A 25,547-nucleotide genomic window follows, 5' to 3' on the forward strand; every position below is an offset into this window, starting at 1 on the left:
CGCCGCCCCATGCCGCGGCCCGGCTCGCCCTCGGCGTCGGTGGGGCCGCCTTGTGCTGCGAAGCCCTGTGTGCGAGTGGCGTGTTGGGCCGTCTGGTGGGGCCGGGGGCGCTGTTCGCCCTCTGCCTGCTCGCCGTCGCCCTGCTGACCGCGGGCGCCGACGCCTGCCTCGCGGCTGTCACGGCGGTCGCGGAGGCCGGTGACGGGCACCGGCCGCGCCCGCGCGGCCAGTTGCGCGCCCGGCCGGCCACCGTCCCCGCCGTCGCCGCGACGGCCGTGCTCCTCGCGCTCGCCGTCGGGACGGCGGGGTCGTGGGCGCTTCCGGCCTGCTGCGCTCCGCTGCTGCTCACCCAGTTCGTGCTGCGCCGCCGCGCCCCCGTCCGGGCGACGCACCGGCGCACGCTGGCCTCGCTCGCGCGGGCGCCCGAGGTGGCCGGTTGCACTCCGTGCGGGCACGCGCGCCGGGTCGCGGACCTGAGCCGGGCCGTGGGCCGGGAGCTGGGGCTGACGGGAGGGGAACTCACCGCGCTGGAGTACGCCGCCCTCACCCACGACATCGGCCAGCTCTCCCTCACCGACCCGGTACCGGGCGGTGCCACGGCGGCCCTGGAGCCCGGCCGGCAGCGCCGTATCGCCCTGCTGGGTGGGGCCGTGGTGCGCCAGACCGGTGTCCGCTGGCGGGTGGCCTCGGCGGTGGAGGCCCAGGCCGACCCCTACCGCGAGCAGTGCGTGACGGCACGTGTGGTCCGCACGGTCAACGCGTACGACGACCTCACCGCGGGCAGCCACACCGCGGGCCCCTCCGCACGCGAGCGGGCCCTGCGGACGCTGCGCACCGCGACCGGACGGGACCACGAACCACGCGTCGTGGAAGCCCTGTCACGCGTCGTGTCCCGGGCGGCGGACGTCTGACGCACGGGTAATGAGCGGGCACCCGGGCGGGCATGGTTGGATGCGAAGGGGGAACCGCGACAGACGTGGACGCAGGCGCCGGGGCGTCCGGCACGCAGGACCCCGAGGACAGGCGAGCGCGGCCGGGCGGAAGCCGGGCCACAGGACAGCGGAACGGCGGGATTCGGCGGGAACGGCGGAAACGGCGGGAAAGACTGTGAGGATCTTCGGCAAGGTGCGGCACCGGCCCTCCGCCTCGTGGCGGCAGGCGACGGACCGCGCGTTCACGCTCATCGGCGACGGCCGGTACGAGGACGCGGGTGCTCTGCTCACCCGCGCCGCCGACCTGGAGCCGTGGCTCTCGGAGTCCTGGTTCAACCTCGCTCTGCTGCACAAGTTCCGGCACGACTGGGAGCAGGCGAGAGCGGCGGGCCTGCGGGCCGTCGCACTGCTGGACCGCGAGACCGGGGCGCCCGACTGGTGGAACGTCGGCATCGCCGCCACCGCGCTCCAGGACTGGCCGCTGGCGCGCAGGGCCTGGCAGGCGTACGGGCTGCACGTGCCGGGCCAGGCGCAGGGCACCGCCGCGGCCGGCGAGCCCACCGGCATGCAGCTGGGCAGCGCCGCCGTACGGCTCTCCCCGGAGGGCGAGGCGGAGGTCGTCTGGGGGCGGCGCATCGACCCCGCCCGGATGGAGGTGCAGAGCATTCCGCTGCCCTCCTCGGGGCGCCGCTGGGGCGAGGTCGTCCTGCACGACGGCGTGCCGCACGGTGAGCGCACCACGCTGGCCGGGCCGTCCTACCCGGTCTTCGACGAGATCGAGCTGTGGGCGCCCTCGCCCGTGCCCACCTGGGTGGTGCTGCTGGAGGCCGCAACGGAGAGCGACCGGGACGCGCTGGAGCGGCTGGCGGCCGACGCCGGGTTCGCCGCCGAGGACTGGTCGTCCTCGGTGCGGCTGCTGTGCCGCGCCTGCTCGGAGAGCGCCATGCCCGCCGACGAGGGCGACGGCACCGCGCATCTGGACCCGCACGACCACAGCTCGCCCGGTCACCCCGGGCCGCTGGGCCACATGACGCAGGGCGGTCCCGGTGAGCTGTGGGTGCCCGAGCGCGAGTGCGGCCTGGCGGCGCCCGCCGCGCTGGTGCGCGGACTGCTGGACGGCTGGGTCGCCGACAGCCCGGACACCCGGGAGTGGCGGGATCTGGAGGAGGTCTGCTGAGCGCACGCCTGCGGCCCCGTACCCTGTAGGGCGGGTGTTTCCCGGTAGACGGTGCGCAGCGGGCGCACCCCGGGTGCGCACCGCACCGCTCAGCTCTCAAGGGTCGCAGGAAGGCGTACGACGGCATGGCGCAGCAGCAGGGAACCAAGGCCGGGTCGGCCCGTGTCGCCGAGGGCGAGTTCGTCGACGACGTGACGGACGCGGCCGCTCGGGAGGAGGCGCACACCGCGCGCGGCACGGCCCGCCCCATCACCGTCGTCGGCAACCCGGTGCTGCACCGGGAGTGCCGTGAGGTGACCGAGTTCGACGACGAGCTGGCGAAGCTGATCGACGACATGTTCGCCAGCCAGCGCGCCGCCGAGGGCGTCGGCATCGCGGCCAACCAGATCGGTGTCGACCTGAAGGTCTTCGTCTACGACTGCTACGACGACGAGGGCGTGCGCCACGTCGGCGCCGTCTGCAACCCGGTGCTCGACCAGCTTCCCGCCGAGCGGCGGGTGCTGGACGACGGCAACGAGGGCTGCCTGTCGGTCCCCGGCGCCTACCACCCGCTGGCGCGCCCCGACTACGCCGTGGTGCGCGGCCAGGACGCGCAGGGCAAGCCGATCGTGGTGGAGGGCACCGGCTACTTCGCCCGGTGCCTCCAGCACGAGACCGATCACCTCAACGGGTACCTGTACATCGACCGGCTCTCCAAGCGGGAGCGCAAGGACGTGCTCCGGCAGATGGCCGAGAGCACGCCCCGCTACGAGACGGTGCCGAACGAGTAGCCGGTACGGCCGCCGCGAGGGGCCGCCTCAGAAGTCGTCGTCCAGGGTCACCGAGCCCTCCACGGCGACCTGGTAGGCGGAGGCGCGGCGTTCGAAGAAGTTGGTCAGCTCCTGGACGTTCTGCAGCTCCATGAAGGAGAACGGGTTGGTGGCTCCGTAGCGCTCGGGGAAGCCGAGGCGGCGGAGCCGCTGGTCGGCGACGGCCTGGAGGTACTGGCGCATGGAGTCGGTGTTCATACCGGGCAGCCCCTCGCCGCACAGGTCCCGCGCGAACTGCAGTTCCGCCTCGACGGCCTCCTCCAGCATGCGGGTGACCTGCTTCTCCAGTTCGGCGTCGAAGAGGCCGGGCTCCTCCTGGCGGACGGTGTCGACCACGTCGAAGGCGAACGCCATGTGCATGGACTCGTCGCGGAAGACCCAGTTGGTTCCGGTGGCCAGTCCGTGCAGCAGGCCGCGGGAGCGGAACCAGTAGACGTAGGCGAACGCGCCGTAGAAGAACAGCCCTTCGATGCAGGCGGCGAAGCAGATGAGGTTGAGCAGGAAGCGCCGCCTCTCCTCGCGTGAGCGCAGCCGGTCGATCTCCTCGACGGAGTCCATCCAGCGGAAGCAGAACTGCGCCTTCTCCCGGATGGAGGGGATGTTCTCCACGGCGGCGAACGCCTGGGCACGCTCGTCGTGGTCGGGCAGATAGGTGTCCAGCAGCGTCAGGTAGAACTGGACGTGCACGGCCTCCTCGAACAGCTGCCGGGACAGATACAGCCGCGCCTCGGGCGAGTTGATGTGCTTGTAGAGGGTGAGCACGAGGTTGTTGGCGACGATCGAGTCGCCGGTCGCGAAGAACGCCACCAGGCGGCTGATCATGTGCTGCTCGCCCGGGGAGAGTCTGCCCAGATCGGCCACGTCGGAGTGGAGGTCCACCTCCTCGACGGTCCAGGTGTTCTTGATGGCGTCGCGGTAGCGCTCGTAGAAGTGCGGGTAGCGCATGGGGCGCAGGGTCAGCTCGAAGCCGGGGTCGAGCAGCCGGGGGGTGCTCTTGGGAGTGGCCGGTGTGGTGGTCATTACTGGCAGGCCTCGCAGGACTCGGGGTTTTCCAGGGAGCAGGCGACGGCCTCGCCGGCCGTCACGGGGGCGGGGGAGGGGACGGGCGGGGCGGTGGTGCCGCCGGCCGCCCGCGCGATCCGGGTGGCGGGGCGGGAGCGCAGGTAGTACGTCGTCTTGATGCCGCGTTTCCAGGCGTACGCGTACATCGAGCTGAGCTTCCCGATGGTGGGGGAGGACAGGAACAGGTTCAGCGACTGGCTCTGGTCCAGGTACGGGGTGCGGGCCGCGGCCATGTCGATGAGGGCGCGCTGCGGGATCTCCCACGCGGTGCGGTACAGCTCGCGGACCCGCTCGGGCAGCCGGTCGAGGCCCTGCACCGAGCCGTTGGCCTCGCGCAGCGCCTCGCGGGTGCGCGCGTCCCACAGGCCCAGCCGTTTCAGCTCGTCCACCAGATAGGTGTTCACCTGGAGGAACTCGCCGCTGAGTGTCTCGCGTTTGAAGAGGTTGGAGACCTGCGGCTCGATGCACTCGTAGACACCCGCGAGGGAGGCGATGGTGGCGGTCGGCGCGATGGCCAGCAGGAGCGCGTTGCGCATCCCGGTATGGGCGATCCGGGCGCGCAGCGCCTCCCACCGCTCGGGCCAGGCGTGGGAGCCGGCCGCTTCCGGGTAGTGGTCGGGGTGCAGGACGCCGCGTGCCGTGCGGGTCGACTCCCAGGCGGGCAGCGGTCCGTGCCGTTCGGCCAGGTCGGCGGAGGTCTCGTAGGCGGCGAGCATGATCCGCTCGGCGATACGTGTGGACAGCTCGCGTGCCCCGGCGGAGTCGAAGGGCAGGCCGAGGCGGAAGAACACGTCCTGGAGGCCCATCACGCCCAGGCCGACCGGCCGCCAGCGGGAGTTGGAGCGGGCCGCCTGCCCGGTCGGGTAGTAGTTGATGTCCACGACGCGGTCCAGGAACGTCACCGCCGTGCGCACCGTGGCATCCAGCCGCTCCCAGTCCATCCGGCCGTCCGCGCCCAGGTGTGCGGCCAGGTTGACGGAGCCCAGGTTGCACACGGCGGTCTCACCGTCGTCGGTGACCTCCAGGATCTCCGTGCACAGGTTGGAGGAGTGCACGGTGCGGCCCGGGGCCGCCGTCTGGTTGGCGGTGCGGTTGGAGGTGTCCTTGAAGGTCATCCACCCGTTGCCGGTCTGTGCGAGGGTGCGCATCATCGCGCCGTACAGCTGGCGCGCGGGCAGCCGCCGCACCGCGCGCCCCTCGGCCTCGGCCCGGCGGTAGGCGGCGTCGAACTCCTCCCCCCACAGGTCCGCCAGTTCCGGCACGTCGGAGGGCGAGAAGAGCGACCACTGCGCGTCGGCCTCGACGCGGCGCATGAACTCGTCCGGGATCCAGTGGGCGAGGTTGAGGTTGTGGGTGCGGCGCGCGTCCTCGCCGGTGTTGTCGCGCAGTTCGAGGAACTCCTCGATGTCGGCGTGCCAGGTCTCCAGGTACACGCACGCCGCGCCCTTGCGCCTGCCGCCCTGGTTGACCGCCGCCACCGACGCGTCCAGCGTCCGCAGGAACGGCACGATGCCGCCCGAGTGCCCGTTCGTCCCGCGGATCAGCGCGCCCCTGGAGCGGACGCGGGTGAACGGGATGCCGATACCGCCCGCGTGCTTGGAGAGGCGGGCCACCTGGTGGTAGCGCTCGTAGATCGAGTCCAGCTCGTCGCGGGGCGAGTCCAGCAGGTAGCAGGACGACATCTGGGGGTGGCGGGTGCCGGAGTTGAAGAGGGTGGGGGAGGAGGGCAGGTAGGCCAGGGAGCTGATGAGCCGGTAGAAGTCGCACACCTCGGTGAGGGCGTCCGGCGTCTCGTCGGCTGCCAGCCCGCAGGCCACGCGCAGCAGGAAGTGCTGCGGCGTCTCCAGGGGGCGCCGGGTGTCCGGGTGCCGCAGCAGGTACCGGGAGTGGACGGTCCGCAGCCCGAAGTACCCGAACCGGTCGTCCGCGCCGTCCTCGACCGCCTCCGCCACGAGGGCGTCCAGCCGCGCGGCGTGCCGCCGTACGAAGGCGTGCGTACGGTCCGAGAGCAGCCCCTGGGCGTGTCCCAGCTCCACCGAGGCGGAGAACGAGGTGACGCCCTCGGCGGCCGTCTCGTCCCGGATGGCGAGGGTCAGCAGCCGCGCGGCCAGCCGGGAGTAGGACGGTTCCTCGCTGATGAGGCCCGCGGCGGCCTCGACGGCCAGGGCCCGCAGACCGGCCCCGGTGGCCGAGGGGGCGCGGCCGCGCAGTGCCGCCGCGGCGACCGGGGCGGGGTCGGCGTCGGGCAGGTCGGCCGTCAGGGCGGCGAGGGTGTCGCGGAGAGCGGCGCCGGCCGGGTCGCCGGGACTCTGGTCGGGGGCCCGGTCCCTGAGGTGGGACGGGGCGGTGGGGGCGGTGGTCACGCTGCTCTCCCTCGCTGCTCGCTGCTCGCGTCAGGGCACGGCGAGGAGGGGCGCGCGCATACGGACACGCCGCGCCCCGACCGCCGGTCCAGTCCACGAGACCCGGACGTTCGTCGACACCGTCGCCGGCAGGTGATCGGGCTTGCGAGGGCAGGGGTGAACTGCCCCGCTCACCGTTGCGGGACAGCTCCGGACTCGCACCGGGATTCCCCTGCGTCAGTGGCGACGGCCGTGAGGGAGCATACATGTTGTGCCGCTCTCCGCGCCGTCCCCCATATGTTGTGGCGGGTGGCGTCCGACGGTCACAGCCGAAGGGCGTACGTCCACAGGCGGACGCCGTCGAGGGGGTACCAGTCGCGCTCGGGCGTCCGGACGAAACCGAGCCGCTCGTAGAGCCGGTGGGCGGCGTGCATGGAGTGCTGGGTGGACAGCACGAGCCCGGTCAGTCCGCGGGCCCGCGCCCTCTCGACGCAGGCGGTCACGAGCGCCTCGCCCACCCCGCGCCCCCGCGCGGACTCCCGGACGGCGAGCATCCGGAACTCTCCCTCGCCCGGGCGGGCGCGCTCGGCGTAGGGGCCCTGGCCGGGCACGAAGGTGACCGAGCCCAGGACCGCGCCCTGCTCGTCCTCGGCGACCAGCAGTTCGGCGTGGGCGGCGCGGCCTGCCGCGTCGCGCAGCTTCTCCAGGTACGGGTCCGCCTCGCCGAAGTCGAGCAGCCCGCCGTCGAGATAGGCGCCGGCCACCAGCTCGCCGATCGCGGCGTACTGGTGGGGCCGTGCTGGGGTGATGGTGACATCCATGGGGGACATCATGCGCGCGAGCACCGACACCCGCCGCCGGATCGTCCGGGGCGGGTGTCTTCGGGGTCGGGGTGGGCCGGCGGCCCGGCTCAGTTCGCCGTGGTGGCCGCCACTTCGGCCCCGTCGGCGTCCCCGTCCCGGGTGCCGTCCTCGTTCCGGGCGCCGTTCCCGTCCCGGGCGCTGTCGTGGTCGCCGCTGCCGGGGCCGGCCGGCACCGCGTCGGCCGTGTAGTCCTCGGGGCGGGTCTCATCGACGCCGTCCGGCGCCTTGAGTGCCCGCAGGACGAGGGTGAGGACCACGGTGACGGCCACGTTGAGGACGAACGCCGTCACGCCGATGTAGCCGGTCTCCCCGATGCCGGGGATCTCCGCGTTGCTGCCGCCGAAGTGCTTCTGGGCCGGGCCGGCCACGCCGTAGGCGGCGACGGTGCCGTAGACCATGCCGACGGCCCACCCGGCCAGCAGCGCCCAGCGGTGGAACCAGCGGGTGAACAGGCCGCCGACCAGCGCGGGGAAGGTCTGCAGGATCCAGATGCCGCCCAGCAGCTGGAAGTTGATGGCGACGGTCTTGTCCATGCCCAGGACGAAGACGAGGGCGCCGACCTTCACCAGCAGGGACACCAGCTTGGAGACCTTGGTCTCCTGCGCGGGCGTGGCGTGCGGCTTGAGGAAGTCCTTGTAGATGTTGCGGGTGAACAGGTTCGCGGCGGCGATCGACATGATGGCGGCGGGCACCAGCGCGCCGATGCCGATGGCCGCGAAGGCGACGCCGGTGAACCAGTCGGGGAACATGTCCTCGAACAGCTGCGGAATGGCAAGCTGGCCGTTGTCCACCGTGATTCCGGCGGCGAGCGCCATGAATCCGAGCAGCGCCAGGAATCCCAGCATCAGCGAGTACAGCGGCAGAATCGTGGTGTTGCGCCGGATCACGTTCCGGTCCTTGCCGGAGAGCGTCGCGGTGATCGAGTGCGGATACATGAACAGCGCGAGTGCCGAGCCGATGGCCAGGGTGCCGTACGCCCACTGCGCCTGGTTTCCGCTGGCGAGTTCGCCGCGCGGCTTTCCGGTCGCCGGATTCTTCTGCGAGAGCGCGTCGCCCGCCTTGGCGAAGATGTCGTCGAAACCGCCCAGTTTGATGGGGATGTAGATGATGGCGACGGCGATGACGAGGTAGATGAGGGCGTCCTTGACGAACGCGATCAGCGCCGGGGCGCGCAGTCCGGACGAATAGGTGTAGGCGGCCAGCACACCGAAGGCGATGAGCAGCGGCAGGTCCTTGACGAACCAGTGCGTCGATTCCGATCCGCCGACGCCCATCACGTCCAGCACTGCCTGGATTCCCACCAGTTGGAGGGCGATGTAGGGCATCGTCGCCAGGATTCCGGTGACGGCGACGGCGAGCGAGAGGCCCTTGGAGCCGAACCTGCCGCGGACGAAGTCGGAGGTGGTGACGTAGCCGTGACGGTGCGAGACCGACCACAGGCGCGGCAGGAAGGTGAAGATCAGCGGGTAGACGAGAATCGTGTACGGCACCGCGAAGAATCCCGAGGCGCCGGCCGCGTAAATGGCCGCCGGAACGGCGACGAACGTGTACGCGGTGTAGAGGTCGCCGCCCAGCAGGAACCAGGTGATCCAGGTGCCGAAGCTGCGTCCGCCCAGGCCCCATTCGTCGAGGCTGTGCTCGTCGGCGGCCTTGCGCCAGCGGGCGGCGCGGAATCCCATGACGGTGACGAGCAGGAAGAAGAAGACGAAGACGGCGAGGGCGACGCCGTTGACGCCGCCGTTCATCGCGCCTCACCGCTTCCGGTCGCCTCCGGTTCGGCCGGTGCCCGCCGCGCCCCGGCCTGTTCGCGCCGCACGATGCGGTACGCGACCATGGTGAGCGCCGCGGATACCAGCACCCACAGCATCTGGTACCAGTAGAAGAACGGAACGCCGATCAGCCGGGGCTCGATACGGGCGTAGGAATCCACCCACAGAATGCCGACGAACGGTGCGAAAAGGCACAGGCCGGCCACGATGCGCGCGGGGGTGACGGCCGGGTGTCCTTTCCCGGTCGGGGGTGGTGCGGACATGCTGCGGGCTCCGTCCTCGCTCAGGCTTCGTGCAATGTGCACGAAACTTAAGCGAGGTATTTGATCTCCGTCACCACCCGTCCGTATACCGGACACCCGTTCGCGGACGGGACGCACCCGGGCTCAGCAGCAGCGGAACCCCTCCCGGGGGTCGCACTCGCGGGCGTCGGTCCGCCACCGCTCGAACTCCCGGCGGCCGGGTACCGGCGCGTCCGGCCCCTGGTGCTGCCGCAGATGGGCCACGTACCGCTCGTAGGCGCTCTCGTCGGTCAGTTCGCGCACGTACCAGCGCACCCACCGGGCGCCCCGCAGCAGGGCGTTCACCGCGCGCCTCCGTCCGGTCCGCGCCCGCCGGAGCCGCCCCCGCCCGGCCCCGCGGCGAGAGCGGCGGCCTTCTCCGCCTTCTCCTCCCGGGTGGCGAACAGGCCGGCGGGCTCCACCAAACGCGACTCGACGTACGGCGCCTCGTGCAGCGTCGCGCTCGACGGGTCCCGCACGGCCTTCACGCAGGTGCGGGCGGCGTCCACCAGGACGATGACGACCAGGAGCGCGAACAGCGCCGAGAGGACGCCGTCCACGGTCGAGTTGGTGACGACGGTGTGCATGTCGTCCATCGACTTGGCGGGCGGCAGGACCTTGCCCTGGTCGATGGCCTCCTGGTAGTTGGAGCGCTGCTGGAAGAAGCCGACCTTCGGGTCGCTGGAGAAGACCTTCTGCCAGCTCGCCGTCAGCGTGACCACCGCGTCCCACACCAGCGGCACGCCTGTCACCCAGGCCCACTTCAACCGCCCGGACTTGACCAGCAGGGTCGTGCAGACCGCCAGCGCGACGGCGGCCAGCAGCTGGTTGGCGATGCCGAAGAGCGGGAAGAGCTGGTTGATGCCGCCCAGCGGCTCGTGCACGCCGACCCACAGGAAGTAGCCCCACAGCCCGACGATCACGGCGCTGCACAGCAGCAGCCCCGGCCACCAGCTCACCCGGCGGAACGGCTTGTGGAGGTTGCCCAGCATGTCCTGGAGCATGAACCGGCCCACGCGGGTGCCGGCGTCCAGCGCCGTCAGGATGAACAGCGCCTCGAACATGATGGCGAAGTGGTACCAGAACGCCTTCATCCCGGCGCCGCCGATGACCTCGGAGAAGATGGTCGAGACACCGATGGCCAGCGTGGGCGCCCCGCCGGTACGGGAGAGCAGCGAGTGCTCCTCCACGGCCTTGGCGGCGGCGGCCAGTTGCTCGGGGCTGATGGTGTAACCGAGGTGGCGTACCGCTTCGGAGGCGGCCTGCACGTTGTCCCCGATGACACCGGCGGGCGCGTTCATCGCGAAGTAGAGCCCCGGGTCGATGATGCAGGCGGCGACCATGGCCATGACCGCCACGAACGACTCCATCAGCATGGAGCCGTACCCGATCATGCGGACCTGCGTCTCCTTCTGGATCATCTTCGGGGTGGTGCCCGAGGAGATCAGCGCGTGGAAGCCGGAGAGCGCGCCGCAGGCGATGGTGATGAACGCGAACGGGAAGAGCGACCCCGCGAAGACGGGGCCGTCGCCCACCCCCGCGAAGTCGGTGACGCCCTCCATCCTCATCGTCGGCAGGGTCACCACGACACCGACGGCCAGCAGCCCGATGGTGCCGATCTTCATGAACGTCGACAGGTAGTCGCGCGGTGCCAGCAGCATCCACACCGGGAGGATGGAGGCGACGAAGCTGTAGACCAGGATCCAGACGACCAGCGTGGAGGGCTCCAGCGTGAAGGCGCCGGCCCACGAGGACTCGGCGACCCAGCGGCCCGCCACCAGTGCGAGCAGCAGCAGCGCGATGCCGATCAGCGAGACCTCGGTGACCCGGCCGGGGCGCAGCACCCGCAGGTAGAAGCCCATGAACAGCGCGATCGGGATGGTCATGCCGATCGAGAAGGTGCCCCAGGGCGACTCGGCCAGCGCGTTGACGACGACCAGCGCCAGCACCGCGAGCAGGATGATCATGATGGCGAGGACGGCGAGCAGCGCGGCGGCCCCGCCGACCGGGCCGATCTCCTCACGCGCCATCTGCCCCAGCGACTTGCCGTCCCGCCGCATGGAGAAGAACAGCGTCACCATGTCCTGCACGGCGCCCGCCAGGATGACGCCGACGATGATCCAGATCGTGCCCGGCAGATACCCCATCTGCGCCGCCAGCACCGGGCCCACCAGCGGACCCGCGCCCGCGATCGCGGCGAAGTGGTGGCCCAGCAGCACGCGCCGGTCGGTGGGGTGGAAGTCGATGCCGTTGTCGAGCCGCTCGGCGGGCGTGGCCCGGCTCTTGTCGACGCGGAGTACCCGGGTGGCGATGAACCGCGCGTAGAAGCGGTACCCGATCGCGTACGAGCCGAGCGCGGCGGCCACCATCCACGCGGCGGAGACCTCCTCGCCGCGGGCCAGCGCGAGCATCGCCCACCCGGCCGCGCCGATCAGCGCGACGGCGGTCCACAGGACGACGGGCCGCCAACCCGGGCGCCCGGCTTGCTGTGCAGTGCTGCGCACGCGCGTTCCTCCTCGACCCCACCCGCCGCTCGAGACGGCGGGCACCCCACAACGGCAGGCCGACCGTAGAACAGCACGGTGATCCGCGCCATACCCCGGGACGGGTGAGAAGGGGCGGGCCGTGCTTCAGCCGGTGGGGCGCTGGAGGTTGGCGACGAACTTGTAGCGGTCCCCCCGGTAGACCGAGCGCACCCACTCCACCGGCTCCCCGTCGGTGTCCCGCGAGTGCCGGGAGAGCATCAGCATCGGCAGTCCGACGTCGGTGCCCAGCAGTCCGGCCTCGCGCGGGGTGGCCAGCGAGGTCTCGATGGTCTCCTCGGCCTGCGCGAGGTGGACGCCGTACACCTCGGCGAGCGCGGTGTAGAGGGAGGAGTACTTGACCAGGCTGCGGCGCAGCGCGGGGAAGCGCTTCTGGGACAGGTGCGTGGTCTCGATGGCCATCGGCTCGCCGCTGGCCAGCCGCAGCCGTTCGATGCGCAGGACGCGTCCGCCCGCGGGGATGTCCAGCAGGGCGGCGAGGCGGTCGTCGGCGGTGACGTAGCCGATGTCCAGCAGCTGCGAGGTGGGCTCCAGGCCCTGGGCGCGCATGTCCTCGGTATAGGAGGTCAGTTGCAGCGCCTGGGAGACCTTGGGCTTGGCGACGAAGGTGCCCTTGCCCTGGATGCGCTCCAGCCGCCCCTCGACGACCAGTTCCTGGAGGGCCTGCCGCACGGTGGTCCGGGAGGTGTCGAACTCGCTGGCCAGGGTGCGCTCGGGGGGTACGGGGGTGCCGGGCGGCAGCGTCTCGGTCATCTCCAGCAAGTGCCGCTTGAGCCGGTAGTACTTGGGCACGCGCGCGGTGCGGGCCGCCGATCCGTTGCCGCCTGCGGTCTCGCCGTCCGCGGCGGCCGGCGCGATGGCGCCGCCCCCGTCCGTGCCCATGGCCCGCCTCTCCGACTCTCCTCGTGCTGCCGTCACCGGCTTCCTCCGTGTTGATAGCGGCTCACATCGTGGCACGGCCCCGGTCCAAGCGGACGCCCCAGCTCAGATGTCGTTCCGATAACGGAACCGACCGCGAGCTTTATACACCGTTGACACCCCTAAAGGTCTAGGCCAAGCTCTGCGCATTGGTCTAAACCAACTGTCCGAATGGGTCCGGGATGTGCGGTCCGGAGGCGCTGTGCGGAGCGTTCCAGTGTGCAGGGGAGAGTGCAGTGAGACGTCTGAGTAGCCGTAAGAGCCGTCAGAGGGGCCTCATAGCCGCGGCCGGGGTCGCCGTCTTGATGGTGAACGTCGCGGCCTGCGGGTCCGACGGCGACAAGAAGAGCGGTCCGGACAGCTTCAAGGGGCAGACGCTCACCCTGTGGGCGATGGACGGCTCCACGCCCAAGGGCTGGACGAAGGACGTGAAGGCCGCCTTCGAGAAGAAGACCGGGGCCAAGCTCAAGCTCGAGGTCCAGCAGTGGAACGGGATCCAGCAGAAGATCACCACCGCGCTCTCGGAGTCCGACCCGCCGGACGTCATCGAGATCGGCAACACCCAGACCCCCGCCTACGCCCGCACCGGCGGACTCGCCGACCTCGGTGACCTGAAGAAGGGGCTCGGCAAGGACTGGACGCCCTCCCTCAACAAGTCGGCGGTCTACGGCGGAAAGCAGTACGCCGCCCCGTGGTTCGCCGTCAACCGTACGGTCGTCTACAACAAGAAGATCTGGGCCGAGGCCGGCCTCAAGGGCACGCCCAGAACCCGCGACGAGTTCTTCGACGCGCTGGAGAAGATCGACAAGAAGACCGACGCCGAGCCGCTCTACATGCCCGGCCAGAACTGGTACTTCTTCGACGGCCTGCTGATCGGCAAGAACGCCGACCTGGTCAAGAAGAAGGGCGGCAAGTGGGTCTCCAACCTCTCCGACCCCAAGGTCGGCGAGGCCATGGAGGTCTACAAGAAGTACGCCTCCTACTCCAAGGCGCCCAAGGACAAGGACGAGGCCACCCCGCAGCAGGCCGAGGTGTTCGCCAAGGGGAAGACCGGCGCGTTCATCGGGCTCAGCTGGGAGGGCGCCACCGCCATCGAGGCCAACAAGAAGATCGCGAAGGACATCGGCTACTTCACCATCCCGGGTGAGACCGCCGGCAAGCCCGAGGGCGTCTTCCTCGGCGGCTCCAACCTGGCCGTCGCCGCCGGCAGCGAGAAGCAGGAGCTGGCCAAGGAGTTCCTGAAGATCGCCCTCTCGGACAAGTTCGAGGGCGCGCTCGCCAAGGAAGGCGGCGTCATCCCCAACAAGCAGGCGCTGCAGAGCAATCTGAAGGGCAACCCCGCGGCGGAGGCCGCCGCGCCGGCCGTCGAGGGCGGCGGGCTCACCCCGCTGATCCCCGAGTGGGGCGCGGTGGAGAACCCGCCGAACCCGATCAAGACGTACATGACGTCCGTGCTGAAGGGGAAGTCCCACGCGGCCGCGGCCAAGGCCGTGGAGGGCGAGATGAACAAGCGGCTGTCCCAGAAGCAGTAACCCCTGTCCCAGGGGTGGGGGGCGGGGGCGGTGAGGTGGTCACCGCCCCCGCACCCGCTCCGTTCTTGGAGTACCGATGTCTGTACAGACCAGTGAGGCGCCGCCCCGCGGCAAGGTGCCTCCCCGGCCGGCGGGGACCGGCCCGTCACCGTCCGGCCGGGGAGGCGTCAAGGGCAAGGGCGGACTGCCGTATCTCCTGCTGCTGCCCGCCCTCGGGCTGACCGTCGTCTTCCTCGGCTGGCCGTTGGTCACCAACGGCATGCTCTCGTTCCAGAATCTCAACATGACGCAGCTGATCCAGCACGTCACCGAGTGGAACGGGGTGAGCAACTACACCGACACGCTCACCAGCGACACGTTCTGGCGGGTCACTCTGCGGTCGGTGATCTTCACGGCGGTCAACGTGGTCGCCATCATGGTCGCCGGCACCCTCATCGGGCTGCTGCTGGCGCGGCTGGGTTCCAGGATGCGGCTGCTGCTGTCGGTGGGGCTGGTGCTCGCGTGGGCGATGCCCCCCATCGCGGGGACCACCGTCTACCAGTGGCTGTTCGCGCAGCGGTTCGGGGTCGTCAACTGGGTTCTGGCCAAGGCGGGCTTCGCGTCGATGGCGGACCACAACTGGACGAGCACCCAGCTGTCCACCTTCTTCGTCATCTCGCTGCTGATCGTCTGGATGTCGGTGCCGTTCGTGGCGATCAACCTCTACGCGGCCACCACCACGATCCCCAAGGAGCTGTACGAGGCCGCCGCACTGGACGGCGCGGGCTCCTGGCAGGGCTTCCGGCACGTCACGTTCCCGTTCCTCAAGCCGTTCCTGACGGTCGCGACGTTCCTCGAAGTCATCTGGATCTTCAAGGCGTTCCCGCAGGTGTTCGCCATCAACGAGGGCGGCCCCGACCGGCTGACCGAGACGCTGCCCGTCTACGCCTTCGTGGAGGGCGTCGGCAACCAGCACTACGGCACCGGCGCCGCGATCTCACTCCTGACCATCCTCATCCTGCTGGCACTGATGTCGTACTACCTGCGCCTGGCGCTGCGGCAGGAGGACGACGACGAGACGGAAACGAGCGAGGGGGGCACGGCCCGATGAAGAGGTCACTGCTGGGCCGGATATGGCCCAACGCCACCGCCCTTGTGCTGTTCGTGGTGTTCGCCTTCCCCGTCTACTGGATGTTCAACACGGCGTTCAAGCCGAACGGGGACATCATCAGCGAGGACCCCGTCTGGTTCCCCGCCTCGCCCACCCTCGAGCACTTCTCCACGGCCGTGCACGCCGAGAACTTCCTCACGCTGGTGCGCAACTCCGTCACCGTCACCGTGCTCGCCGTCGGCCTCTCACTGGTGGTGGCGCTCGCCGCCTCGTTCGCGCTGGCCCGGATGCGGTTCAAGGGACGCAAGGGCGTCATCCTGATCTTCATGCTCGCGCAGATGGCCCCCTGGGAGGTCATGGTCATCGCGATCTACATGCTGGTGCGCGACGCCGACATGCTGAACAGCCTGGTACCGCTCACCCTCTTCTACACCGTCATGGTGCTGCCGCTGACCGTCATCACGCTGCGCGGCTACGTCGCGGCCGTGCCCAAGGACCTGGAGGAGTCGGCGCTGGTGGACGGATGCACCCGCCTCCAGGCCTTCCGCCGGGTGATCTTCCCGCTGCTGGCCCCCGGGCTGATGGCCACCTCCCTCTTCGGGTTCATCACGGCGTGGAACGAGTTCCCCATGGTCCTCATCCTCAACAAGGACGCCGAGGCGCAGACGCTCCCGCTGTGGCTCTCGAAGTTCCAGACCGCGTTCGGCGACGACTGGGGCGCCACGATGGCGGCGGCCTCGCTCTTCGCCGTCCCGATCCTGCTGCTCTTCCTCTACCTCCAGCGCAAGGCGGTGGCCGGACTGACCGCCGGCGCGGTGAAGGGGTAGCCATGCGAGACCGCCGTAGTGCTGCCGCCGCCCGACGGCACGCCAGTGAAGTGAAGGGCTCCTGTGAAGTGAAGGGACACCGCGCCGTATGACCACCTCTCTCCGAGCGTCCGACACCCTCACCCGCGACGCCCTCGCCGTCCTCCAGCCCGGATTCACCGGCACCTCGGCGCCGTCCTGGCTGCTGCGGCAGATGGAGGGAGGGCTCGCCTCCGTAGGGCTGTTCGGACGCAACATCGACTCGCCCGAACAGCTGGCCCTGCTGACCGAGCAGCTGCGCGAGGTGCGGCCCGAACTGCTGGTCGCCATCGACGAGGAGGGCGGTGACGTCACCCGGCTGGAGGCCCGCACCGGCTCCTCCTATCCCGGCAACCTCGCCCTCGGCCACGTCGACGACCCCGACCTGACCCGGGCCGTCGCCCACGAACTGGGCAGCCGCCTGGCCGCCGTCGGCGTCAACCTCAACTGGGCGCCGTCCGCCGACGTCAACTCCAACCCCGACAACCCCGTCATCGGCGTGCGCTCCTTCGGCGGCGACCCGAAGCTGGTGGCCCGGCACACCGTCGCGTACGTGGAGGGCCTCCAGGCCGCGGGGGTGGCCGCCTGCGTCAAGCACTTCCCCGGGCACGGCGACACCGCCGTCGACTCGCACCACGCCCTGCCCCGCATCGACGCCGACCTGGACACGCTCCGCGCCCGCGAACTGGTGCCCTTCGCGGCGGCCGTCGAGGCGGGCAGCAAGTGCGTGATGAGCGCCCACATCCTGCTGCCCGCACTGGACGCCGCGCGCCCCGGGACGCTGAGCCCCGCCGCGCTGACCGGGCTGCTGCGGGCACCCAGGAGCGAGGGCGGACTGGGCCACGAGGGGCTCATCGTCACCGACGGCATGGAGATGCGGGCCATCTCCGCCACCTACGGCCTGGAGCGCGGCAGCGTGCTGGCGCTGGCCGCCGGGGCCGACGCCATCTGCGTGGGCGGCGGCCTGTCCGGGGAGGACACCGTGCTGCGGCTGCGCGACGCGCTGGTGCGGGCCGTGCGCGACGGTGAGCTGACGGAGGAACGGCTCGCCGACGCCGCGGCACGGGTACGGGGGCTCGCCGCGTGGGCGAGGGAGGTGCGCCGGTCGGACACGGGGGGTCTGGCCGACCCCGCCCTCGCCTCCGGCGGGGTGGGCATCGGACTGGAGGCGGCGCGGCGCGCCCTGGTCGTCGTCGGGCTGGAGGAGTACCGGCGGCCGGCCGGGCCGCTGTTCGTCGCCGCCATGACGCCGCTGGCCAACATCGCCGTCGGCGACGAGACCCCCTGGGGGCCCGCCGCCGAACTGGAGCGGAGAGTGCCGGGGACCCGCACCAGGACGTACGGCAGCACGGACGGCGACGTGGGCGCGAGGGTGCTGGCGGACGCGGGGGAGCGGCCGGTGGTCGCCGTCGTCCGCGACGCGCACCGGCACCCGTGGATGACCGAGGCGCTGGAGCGGCTGGTGGCCGCCCGGCCGGAGACGGTCGTCGTCGAGATGGGGGTTCCCCAGTCACCGCCGCGCGGGGCCCTGTACGTGGCCACGCGCGGGGCCGCCCGGGTGTGCGGGCGGGCCGCCGCGGAGGTGATCGTGGGAACCGCCTCCCACTAGGGGCTTTGGGAGGGCTTCAGCCGGAGGGTCCCGTCCTCGCCACCGCCCCGCCGCCCGCCCCTCCGGGGGGCCGGACGGCGGGGCGGAGCGCGGCCCAGGGGCCCATGTGTGCGAACCCCCACAACGTAGGATCGAACAGCAAGCGCCACGCACGAACCACCGGGAGGCGACCCGCATGTCCTCGAACGCCCCGTCCGAGCCGGGCACGATCATGTCCGGGGAGATGGCCGAGCAGCCGGCCGTCCTGCGCCGCATCCTGGACGAGGGCGCCGGGGCCATCCGCGAGGTGGCCGGGCGGATCGCCGCGAAGAACCCCCGCTTCGTGCTGCTGACGGCGCGCGGCACCTCCGACAACGCCGCGCTATACGCGAAGTACCTGCTGGAGATCAAGCTGGGCAAGCCGTGCGGTCTCACCTCGATGTCCACGACGACCGCCTACGGCGCCGAACCGGACCTCACCGACTGCCTGGTGATCACGATCAGCCAGTCCGGCGGCAGCCCGGACCTGGTGGCCTCCACCAAGGCGGCCCGCGAGGCGGGTGCCCTCACGCTGGCCGTCACCAACAACGCGGACTCGCCGCTGGCACAGGTGAGCGAGTACCACATCGACGTGCTGGCGGGCCCGGAGAAGGCGCTGCCCGCGACGAAGACCTACACAGCCCAGCTGCTGGCCCTGTACCTGTTCGTGGAGGGGCTGCGGACCGCCGGCCAGGAGGCGGGGGAGGCCGGCGCCGCGGACGCTGCCGCGAAGCTGCCCGAGCTGGCCGAGGCGGTGCTGGCCCGCAAGGCGGAGGTCAAGGAGCTGGCGGCGCGCTACCGGTTCGCCGAGCGCATGGTGCTGACCTCGCGCGGCTACGGCTACCCGACGGCGAAGGAAGCCGCGCTGAAGCTGATGGAGACCAGCTACATCCCGGCGCTGTCCTACTCGGGCGCCGACCTGCTGCACGGCCCCCTGGCGATGGTCGACAACATCTCGCCGGTCATCGCGGTGGTGGGCGACGGCAAGGGCGGCGAGGCGCTGCGGCCGGTGCTGGAGCGGCTGCGGGACCGGGGCGCCGACCTGGTCGTCATCGGCCGGGAGGCGGAGGTGGCGCGGGCCTCGGCCGGCTTCGCGCTGCCGACCGGCGGACTGCCCGAGGAGCTCCAGCCGATCGTGCAGATCCTCCCGCTCCAGATGCTCGCGTATGAGGTGACCATGGCCCGCGGCCAGGACCCGGACGCCCCGCGCTCGCTGGCCAAGGTCACCGAGACCCGCTGACCGGGGGCGGGGACGAGGACGAGGACGCGGAGTACGACGAGATGCGGGAGGCGGGCGGCATGAGGCCCCGGATGCGGCAGGCGGAGACCGTCGAGGGTCTGGTGGAGCAGCTCATCGATGTCGGGGACACCGTGGTGCGGCGGGGCTTCGCGCTGGCCAGCGGCGGCAACCTGTCGGCGCGGCTGCCGGGCTCCGAGGAGTTCGTCGTCACCGGCAAGGGCACCTGGCTGGACCGGCTGGAGCCCGGCGACTTCACGGTGATGAACCTGGACGGCAAGATCGTCGGCGGCAACCCGGACCCCTCCAGCGAGTGGAAGCTGCACCAGCGGACCTACCGGGTGCGCGAGGACGCCAACGCCATCGTCCACATGCACCCGCAGCACGCGGTCCTGGTGGACGCTCTCGGCCACGAGATCCGGCTGCTGACGCTCGACCACGCGGTCTACGTACGCTCCGTCGGCCGGACCGACTTTCACCCGAACGGGTCGGACGAGCTGGCCGACTCCGCCGCCGAGCAGGCCAGGGAGCACAACTGCGTGCTGCTGGCCCACCACGGCTGCTCGGCGCTGGGGGAGGACGTCGGCATGGCGCTGCGGCGGGCGATGAACCTGGAGGAGGCCGCCACGGCGACCTACCGCGCCCTGCTGCTGGGGGACCGCACCACGGGCTTCCCGATGAGCCCCGATGAGGCCATCCAGCACGCCTGAGGCCGCGTGAGGGCGCGTGAGGGGGCCGCTCGGCCGTCCCCCGGAGAACACTTCGGGCCGCGGCGCCGGTGCGGGACCCTCAACCCGCCCGGCACCGCAGCCCGGAGCTACAAGGCCCGCCGCTGTCAGGGCAGAGAGCGGCACGGGCCTCGATCTGCCCTCCTGTGCGGGGAGGGCAGAAGTTCTTCCTGAGGATTCTGGACTAGACCACGGCCGTCTGTCTACGGATCGTACGGCACCGCGTCACCGCGTCTCCACCGGAAGACCGCCCCGGGAGTCCCGCCCGGGGTCCCGCCCGGGTCCCACCGGCGCCGGTGCGGCCGGCCGACTGTCGTACCCTCGGCCCCGTGCCCTCCATGAACGACCTCGTACGCCAGCACACCGCGCTCTCGGACGCCGAGCTGGAGTGGCTGCACCTGCTGGTGTCCGAGTGGCAGCTGCTCGCCGACCTCTCCTTCGCCGACCTCGTGCTGTGGGTGCCCACGCTGGACGGCACCCGCTATGTGTCGGTCGCCCAGATGCGGCCGAACACCGGCCCCACCTCCCACCAGGACGACATGGTCGGCCACCTGGTGCCCCGGGGCCGCCGGCCGCTGCTGGACGCCGCGCTGGACGAGGGCCGCATCGTGCGGGAGGGCGACCCCGAGTGGCGCGAGGAGGTCCCGGTACGGGTCGAGTCCATCCCCGTACGGCGCGAGGGGCGGGTTCTGGGCGTCATCGCGCGGAACACCAATCTGCTGACCGTACGGACGCCGAGCAGGCTGGAGCTGACCTACCTCCAGAGCGCCTCGGACCTGGCGCAGATGATCGCCGCGGGCAGCTTCCCCTTCCCCGGTCACCAGGTGGACATGGACCATGTGCCGCGCGTCGGTGACGGCCTCATCCGGCTGGACGCCGAGGGCTACGTCCAGTACGCCAGCCCGAACGCCCTCTCCGCCTACCACCGCCTGGGCCTGGCAGCCGACCTGGTGGGGCTGCATCTGGGGGAGGCCACCGCCGAACTGGCGCCCTCCCGGGGGCCGGTGGACGAGGCGATGGTCAAGCTGGCCAGCGGCTGGGCGCCGCGCGGTGCCGAGGTGGAGGCCAACGACTGCATCGTCCAGCTGCGCGCCATCCCGCTCAAGCCCAAGGGCACCCGCATCGGCTCGCTCATCCTGCTGCGCGACATCACCGAAGTGCGCCGCCGCGAGCGCGAGTTGATCACCAAGGACGCCACCATCCGGGAGATCCACCACCGGGTGAAGAACAACCTCCAGACGGTCGCCGCGCTGCTGCGCCTCCAGGCCCGCAGAATGGACTCCGACCGGGGCAAGGAGGCCCTCAACGAGGCGGTGCGCAGGGTGGGTTCCATCGCCATCGTGCACGAGACGCTCTCCCAGAACCTGGACGAGCGCGTGGACTTCGACGAGATCGCCGACCGGGTCCTCTCGATGGTCGCCGAGATCTCCCCGGGCCGGATCGCCGGACGCCGCACGGGCCGCTTCGGCATTCTGGGCGCCGAGGTGGCCACCCCGCTGTCCATGGTGCTCACCGAGGTGCTCCAGAACGCCATCGAGCACGGCTTCGGCCCCGGGGAACAGGGCGCCATCGAGGTGCACGCCGTACGGGGCGCCGCGGCGGGGCGCACCGCGCACGGTGAGGCGCGGCTGCTGGTCACGGTGCGGGACAACGGGCGCGGCCTGCCGGAGGGGTTCGACCCCAAGAGCGCCGGCAACCTCGGGCTGCAGATCGTCCGCACGCTGGTGGAGGGGGAGTTGGGCGGCACCTTCGACATGCTCCCGGCGCCGGACGGCGGCACCCGGGTGCTGTTCGACCTTCCGGTGGCGGCGGAGAAGCGCGACAAGCGCTGAGCCCCGGGCGCGCAGCCTGCGCAACAGCGCCGAGCCCCCGCTCCGTCGGACGGAGCCGGGGGCTCGGCGCTGTACGCTCTGCGTGCGTGCGGGCGCCCTGCCGGCCGGCAGGCGCTCCGAGGGCACTGCGCGCTGCGTCTCGGGGGTGCAGCTGGTGCGGGGCTGGGCGTCAGGCGGTCGCGGCGTTGTTCCGCGCCCGGTTGCGGGCGGCGCGGCGCTTCATCGCGCGACGCTCGTCCTCGCTGAGGCCACCCCACACACCGGAGTCCTGACCGGACTCCAGAGCCCACTGCAGGCACTGCTCCATGACGGGGCAGCGGCGGCAGACGGCCTTGGCTTCCTCGATCTGCAGCAGCGCGGGACCGGTGTTGCCGATGGGGAAGAACAGCTCGGGGTCTTCCTCGCGGCAAACGGCGTGGTGACGCCAGTCCATGGCTGCTACCTCTCCTCGTGTGGCTTGCTTGTGAATGTGAACGCTTTCACGAATCCCTCCGCGTGGGAAGTGGGGCCTCATCAACTGTGATGCGGGTCCCACTTGGGGTGAAGGGAGGGGATTCCGGCTCTCAAGGGGGCCCTGATGGCGGGGCCGTCCCGATCGCCATGAAGAGACTCGCAAACCTCGGCTGCGGATACAACCCCTTCCGGAAACTTTTTTTTGAATCCTTGGTGTCGGCTAGCTCACAGCCGTCATTCCAGGGGGTGGACCCTGGTCTAAACGTTCGAGTGGAAGGACTTTCGGCCCTTCCACTTACACAATCACACGCAGTGCACGCCGTACGCCTGTGAAGCGCACGCTGGTACGCAGTCCCAGGTGGTCACCGTCCATCTGAAACGGCAGCGGCGCCTGCGAATGCAAGGTGAAGCGGGTGAGGTCGTGGAGCGTCACCGCGTGCTTCCCGCGGAGGCCCCGCTCGGGGCTGGAGGCCAGCAGCTGGGTGCCGTACCGGCCCACCGCCAGCGGCGTCAGCCGCTTGAGTCCCAGCACGTCGAGACCCGTGTCGAAGGACGCCTCCGGCGCCGCGTACAGCGGCTTGTTCCCCAGGTACGACCAGGGAGCGGTGTTGCAGACTATCGAGAGCGCCAGCCCCTCGACCGGCTCCTCGCCCTCGCGCTCCAGCGTGATCGTGCCGTGCCTGCGGTGCGGCTCGCCCAGGAACTGCCGCACCACCTGGCGCACGTACAGCGGATGCGTCGACCGCTTGCCGCGCTCGCGCTGCTGCTCGACCCGGCCGACCACCCCGGCGTCGAACCCCAGTCCGGCGGCGAAGGTGAACCAGCGCTCGGGGATCCCCGCGTCGTCGGTCCCCGGAACGCCGCCGGCCACGCCCAGGCCGACGGTCCGCTGCGAGCCGGCCTCCAGCGCGTCCAGCAGATGCCCTGTGGCCTCCACCACGTCGTTGGGCATGCCCAGGGCGCGCGCGAACACGTTGGTGGAGCCGCCCGGCACCACCGCCAGCCCCGGCAGCCCCTCCGGATCGGGCCCGTCGTGCAGCAGCCCGTTGACGACCTCGTTGACGGTGCCGTCCCCGCCGAGCGCGATCACCAGCTCGGCCGTGCCGCCCCGCGCCGCCTGCCGGGCGAGGTCCCGGGCGTGGCCCCGGTACTGCGTTGTGGCCACCTCCAGCTTGAGATCGCTGGCGAGCGCGTGCGCCAGCACGTCACGGGTGCGTGCGCTGGTGGTGGTGGCTGCCGGGTTGACCACGAGGAGTGCGCGCATGGGGTGAGCGTACCTACCCCGCGGTACCGGTCCCAGCCGGTACCGGTGCCAGGAGGGCTAGGCTTCCTGTGTGAGCGAGAGTGTGACCCAGACGGAGACGGAAGAGTCCATGGCGACCCGGGCGGACGGGGCGCGCCGGGTGACGGCCGCGGCGCTGGTGACGGGCCTCGAAGGTCTGGTCGTCGCCGGGTTCGGCGTCGTCTCGCTCGTGCTGCTGGCCACCCGCCGCCCGGACGACACGGTGCAGGCCGCCACGCTCGCCGTGACGGTGCTCGCCCTGTCCGTGCTGCCGCTGGCCGCCGCGCGCGGGCTGTGGCTGCGGCGCCGCTGGAGCCGCGGGCCCTCGATGATCGTCCAACTGCTCGCCCTGCCCGTGGCCTGGCAGCTGGGGCAGAACGGGGGCGGTCTGCTGGCCGCGGCGCTCGCGCTGGCCCTCGCGGCGATCGGTGTCCTGTGCTGCCTGGTCAACCCGAAGGCGACCCGGGCCCTGGGCATCGGGGCGGGATGACGGCGGCAGCCGCGCCGCCCGGTCCGGTGTGCCGTCTCCAGGCGCCGGACGGGCCGCGCTCAGTCCGTCCGGCGCCCGAGGGCGCGGATCACTCCTCCACCAGGAGGCGGTCCCGTAGCTGGGCCAGCGTTCTGGCCAGGAGCCGGGAGACGTGCATCTGCGAGATGCCGACCTCCTGGGCGATCTGCGACTGGGTCATGTTGCCGAAGAACCGCAGCAGCAGGATCTTCTTCTCCCGCGGCGGCAGCTCCTCCAGCAGCGGTTTGAGCGACTCCCGGTACTCGACGCCCTCCAGGGCGTCGTCCTCGGCGCCCAGGGTGTCGGCGACGGCCGGCGACTCGTCGTCGGTGTCCGGCACGTCGAGGGAGAGCGTGCTGTAGGCGTTGGCCGATTCCAGCCCCTCCAGCACCTCCTCCTCGGAGATCGACAGCCGTTGGGCCAGCTCGTGGACCGTCGGGGCGCGCCCGTGCTGCTGGGAGAGTTCGGCGGTCGCGGAGGTGAGGGAGAGCCTCAGCTCCTGGAGGCGGCGGGGCACGCGCACGGCCCAGCCCTTGTCACGGAAGTGGCGCTTGATCTCGCCCACGACCGTGGGTGTCGCGTACGTCGAGAACTCGACGCCGCGCTCCGGGTCGAAACGGTCGACCGACTTGATCAGACCGATCGTCGCGACCTGTGTCAGGTCGTCCAGCGGCTCGCCGCGGTTGCGGAACCGGCGGGCCAGGTGCTCGACCAGCGGCAGATGCATGCGCACCAGCCGGTTGCGCAGCTCCGCGCGCTCGGGGCCGTCCGGCAGCTTGCGCAGCTCGACGAAGAGCGCGCGTGCCGCGTCGCGGTCCTGCGGGTCGGCCCCGCGGGAGTCGCCGTGGGAACCCCGCCCGCGGCGCCCGTGCTGCTGCTGGTCCATGGCATCCGCCCGCTTCGCCTGCCGGGGTCGCTGCACACCCGGGTCGGCCGGGTGCGGACGGGGCTGCTGTTCCGGGATGCCCCGTGAGACCGCCCCCGGGCGGCCCGACCACATCTGACTTGCCTCGTGCTCGGTCACGATGCTCCGGGCCCCGCACCGCGCTTCTTGTGCAGACTGATGCTGACCGTACGGTCGTCCGACACTGATGAACCCACCTCACCGGCCAGGGCCGAGAGCACCGTCCACGCGAAGGTGTCGCGTTCGGGAGCCCGGCCATCGGTCGTCGGCGCCGAGACGGTCACGTGCAACGAGTCGCCGACGAGTTGGAAGACACAACTGAGTACGGAGCCGGGGACGGCCTGCTGGAGCAGGATCGCGCACGCCTCGTCCACGGCGATCCGCAGATCCTCGATCTCGTCGAGGGTGAAGTCCAAGCGGGCCGCGAGCCCGGCGGTGGCCGTCCGCAGCACCGACAGATAGGCACCCGCGGCCGGCAGCCGGACCTCCACGAAGTCCTGCGACGCGGGGTCGCCTGCGATCTGGGACACCCTCACCTCCAAGGTGACACGAGCCGGTTGGGCCTCACGGCCGACGCGGCTGATGGTTCGTTTCGTCAGCGACGCTATCGCGATCCGCGTCACGATGCCGCACGCCCCGGTCTCTGCCGCCTCGACCCGCGAGTGTCACCCATAGTAAACACATGGGTACTTTCTGTGGCTAGGGGTCGGTGCCCCCAAATCCTTCGCGATTACGCTGTGTTGGCACCGGGGGAGGCGGCGAGCGACTCTCCCGGGCCAGGTCCCTCGGCTCCGTCGGCCACCCTGGGTGCCC

Annotated in this window: 22 protein-coding genes, 1 pseudogene and 1 riboswitch; of the genes and pseudogenes, 11 read left to right on the plus strand and 12 right to left on the minus strand. The window is 71.4% G+C overall.

Annotation, left to right across the window (positions count from 1 at the left end; genetic code table 11):
• The 3 genes from FM076_RS22350 to def form a co-directional block, all read left to right on the plus strand.
• Window positions 1-911 (plus strand): HD-GYP domain-containing protein (locus tag FM076_RS22350; protein ID WP_243274600.1); only part of this gene is annotated, 911 nt, incomplete at its 5' end.
• A gap of 196 nt (window positions 912-1,107) precedes the next feature.
• Window positions 1,108-2,109 carry a hypothetical protein gene (locus tag FM076_RS22355; RefSeq protein ID WP_173872758.1) on the plus strand — a complete coding sequence of 334 codons (1,002 nt, stop codon included), beginning with the start codon at window positions 1,108-1,110 and terminating at the stop codon, window positions 2,107-2,109.
• A 125-nt stretch (window positions 2,110-2,234) separates the two neighbouring features.
• The gene (def, locus tag FM076_RS22360; protein WP_173872759.1) at window positions 2,235-2,879 is read left to right on the plus strand and encodes a peptide deformylase; all 645 of its coding nucleotides are present in this window, start codon (window positions 2,235-2,237) and stop codon (window positions 2,877-2,879) included.
• Window positions 2,880-2,906: 27 nt separating this feature from the next.
• Here def and FM076_RS22365 read toward each other — a convergent pair whose 3' ends face one another.
• From FM076_RS22365 to FM076_RS22400, 8 genes and pseudogenes are all read right to left on the minus strand, one after another.
• Window positions 2,907-3,938 (minus strand): ribonucleotide-diphosphate reductase subunit beta, encoded by a 1,032-nt coding sequence (locus FM076_RS22365; RefSeq protein ID WP_173872760.1) that lies wholly within the window; start codon window positions 3,936-3,938, stop codon window positions 2,907-2,909.
• On the minus strand, window positions 3,938-6,343 hold the full coding sequence (locus FM076_RS22370) for a ribonucleoside-diphosphate reductase subunit alpha (RefSeq protein ID WP_173872761.1): 2,406 nt from the start codon (window positions 6,341-6,343) through the stop codon (window positions 3,938-3,940). The genes FM076_RS22365 and FM076_RS22370 overlap by 1 nt, the downstream gene beginning before the upstream one ends.
• A 110-nt stretch (window positions 6,344-6,453) precedes the next feature.
• A riboswitch (cobalamin riboswitch) is annotated at window positions 6,454-6,591 on the minus strand.
• Window positions 6,592-6,645: 54 nt separating this feature from the next.
• Window positions 6,646-7,143: a GNAT family N-acetyltransferase gene (locus FM076_RS22375; RefSeq protein ID WP_173872762.1), complete on the minus strand. Its 498-nt coding sequence runs from the start codon at window positions 7,141-7,143 to the stop codon at window positions 6,646-6,648.
• Between the two features lie 203 nt (window positions 7,144-7,346).
• A pseudogene (gene mctP / locus FM076_RS22380) lies at window positions 7,347-8,930 on the minus strand (monocarboxylate uptake permease MctP); the annotation flags it as partial.
• A complete protein-coding gene (locus FM076_RS22385; RefSeq protein ID WP_173872763.1) occupies window positions 8,927-9,217 on the minus strand; it encodes a DUF3311 domain-containing protein in 291 nt (96 codons plus the stop codon). The pseudogene mctP and the gene FM076_RS22385, both read right to left, overlap by 4 nt.
• A 123-nt stretch (window positions 9,218-9,340) precedes the next feature.
• Window positions 9,341-9,541 (minus strand): CstA-like transporter-associated (seleno)protein, encoded by a 201-nt coding sequence (locus FM076_RS22390; protein WP_173872764.1) that lies wholly within the window; start codon window positions 9,539-9,541, stop codon window positions 9,341-9,343.
• On the minus strand, window positions 9,538-11,646 hold the full coding sequence (locus tag FM076_RS22395) for a carbon starvation CstA family protein (RefSeq protein WP_243275047.1): 2,109 nt from the start codon (window positions 11,644-11,646) through the stop codon (window positions 9,538-9,540). The genes FM076_RS22390 and FM076_RS22395 overlap by 4 nt, the downstream gene beginning before the upstream one ends.
• A 219-nt stretch (window positions 11,647-11,865) precedes the next feature.
• Window positions 11,866-12,660 (minus strand): GntR family transcriptional regulator, encoded by a 795-nt coding sequence (locus tag FM076_RS22400; RefSeq protein ID WP_173874924.1) that lies wholly within the window; start codon window positions 12,658-12,660, stop codon window positions 11,866-11,868.
• 341 nt (window positions 12,661-13,001) lie between these two features.
• On the opposite strand from FM076_RS22400, the gene FM076_RS22405 reads away from it, so the two are divergent.
• The 7 genes from FM076_RS22405 (at window position 13,002) to FM076_RS22435 (ending at window position 21,587) form a co-directional block, all read left to right on the plus strand.
• Entirely contained in the window at window positions 13,002-14,228 is a 1,227-nt protein-coding gene (locus FM076_RS22405) for an extracellular solute-binding protein (RefSeq protein ID WP_173874925.1), read from the plus strand.
• 76 nt (window positions 14,229-14,304) lie between these two features.
• On the plus strand, window positions 14,305-15,318 hold the full coding sequence (locus FM076_RS22410) for a carbohydrate ABC transporter permease (protein ID WP_173872766.1): 1,014 nt from the start codon (window positions 14,305-14,307) through the stop codon (window positions 15,316-15,318).
• The gene (locus FM076_RS22415) at window positions 15,315-16,145 is read left to right on the plus strand and encodes a carbohydrate ABC transporter permease (RefSeq protein ID WP_173872767.1); all 831 of its coding nucleotides are present in this window, start codon (window positions 15,315-15,317) and stop codon (window positions 16,143-16,145) included. Before FM076_RS22410 ends, FM076_RS22415 begins: the two co-directional genes overlap by 4 nt.
• An 88-nt stretch (window positions 16,146-16,233) precedes the next feature.
• On the plus strand, window positions 16,234-17,772 hold the full coding sequence (locus FM076_RS22420; protein WP_173872768.1) for a glycoside hydrolase family 3 protein: 1,539 nt from the start codon (window positions 16,234-16,236) through the stop codon (window positions 17,770-17,772).
• Between the two features lie 175 nt (window positions 17,773-17,947).
• Entirely contained in the window at window positions 17,948-19,030 is a 1,083-nt protein-coding gene (locus FM076_RS22425; RefSeq protein ID WP_173872769.1) for an SIS domain-containing protein, read from the plus strand.
• Window positions 19,031-19,089: 59 nt separating this feature from the next.
• Entirely contained in the window at window positions 19,090-19,737 is a 648-nt protein-coding gene (locus FM076_RS22430; RefSeq protein WP_202034924.1) for a class II aldolase/adducin family protein, read from the plus strand.
• Between the two features lie 356 nt (window positions 19,738-20,093).
• The gene (locus tag FM076_RS22435; RefSeq protein ID WP_173874927.1) at window positions 20,094-21,587 is read left to right on the plus strand and encodes a PAS domain-containing sensor histidine kinase; all 1,494 of its coding nucleotides are present in this window, start codon (window positions 20,094-20,096) and stop codon (window positions 21,585-21,587) included.
• Window positions 21,588-21,756: 169 nt separating this feature from the next.
• Here FM076_RS22435 and FM076_RS22440 read toward each other — a convergent pair whose 3' ends face one another.
• A complete protein-coding gene (locus FM076_RS22440; RefSeq protein ID WP_016469673.1) occupies window positions 21,757-22,020 on the minus strand; it encodes a WhiB family transcriptional regulator in 264 nt (87 codons plus the stop codon).
• A gap of 315 nt (window positions 22,021-22,335) precedes the next feature.
• Window positions 22,336-23,304, minus strand: a complete 969-nt coding sequence (locus FM076_RS22445) for a diacylglycerol/lipid kinase family protein (RefSeq protein WP_173872770.1) — start codon at window positions 23,302-23,304, stop codon at window positions 22,336-22,338.
• Between the two features lie 109 nt (window positions 23,305-23,413).
• On the opposite strand from FM076_RS22445, the gene FM076_RS22450 reads away from it, so the two are divergent.
• Complete coding sequence (locus tag FM076_RS22450; protein WP_173874928.1) at window positions 23,414-23,812, plus strand: hypothetical protein; 399 nt, start codon at window positions 23,414-23,416, stop codon at window positions 23,810-23,812.
• An 88-nt stretch (window positions 23,813-23,900) separates the two neighbouring features.
• Here the strand turns inward: FM076_RS22450 and FM076_RS22455 are convergent, their stop codons facing one another.
• Together FM076_RS22455 and FM076_RS22460 are read right to left on the minus strand one after the other, a co-directional pair.
• Window positions 23,901-24,830, minus strand: coding sequence for an RNA polymerase sigma factor SigF (locus tag FM076_RS22455; RefSeq protein WP_173874929.1), 930 nt, complete (start codon window positions 24,828-24,830; stop codon window positions 23,901-23,903).
• Window positions 24,831-24,850: 20 nt separating this feature from the next.
• Window positions 24,851-25,264 carry an anti-sigma regulatory factor gene (locus FM076_RS22460; RefSeq protein ID WP_173872771.1) on the minus strand — a complete coding sequence of 138 codons (414 nt, stop codon included), beginning with the start codon at window positions 25,262-25,264 and terminating at the stop codon, window positions 24,851-24,853.
• Window positions 25,265-25,547 lie beyond the last annotated feature (283 nt).

Source organism: Streptomyces albus subsp. chlorinus (assembly GCF_013302895.1).
Lineage (GTDB): Bacteria > Actinomycetota > Actinomycetes > Streptomycetales > Streptomycetaceae > Streptomyces > Streptomyces chlorinus.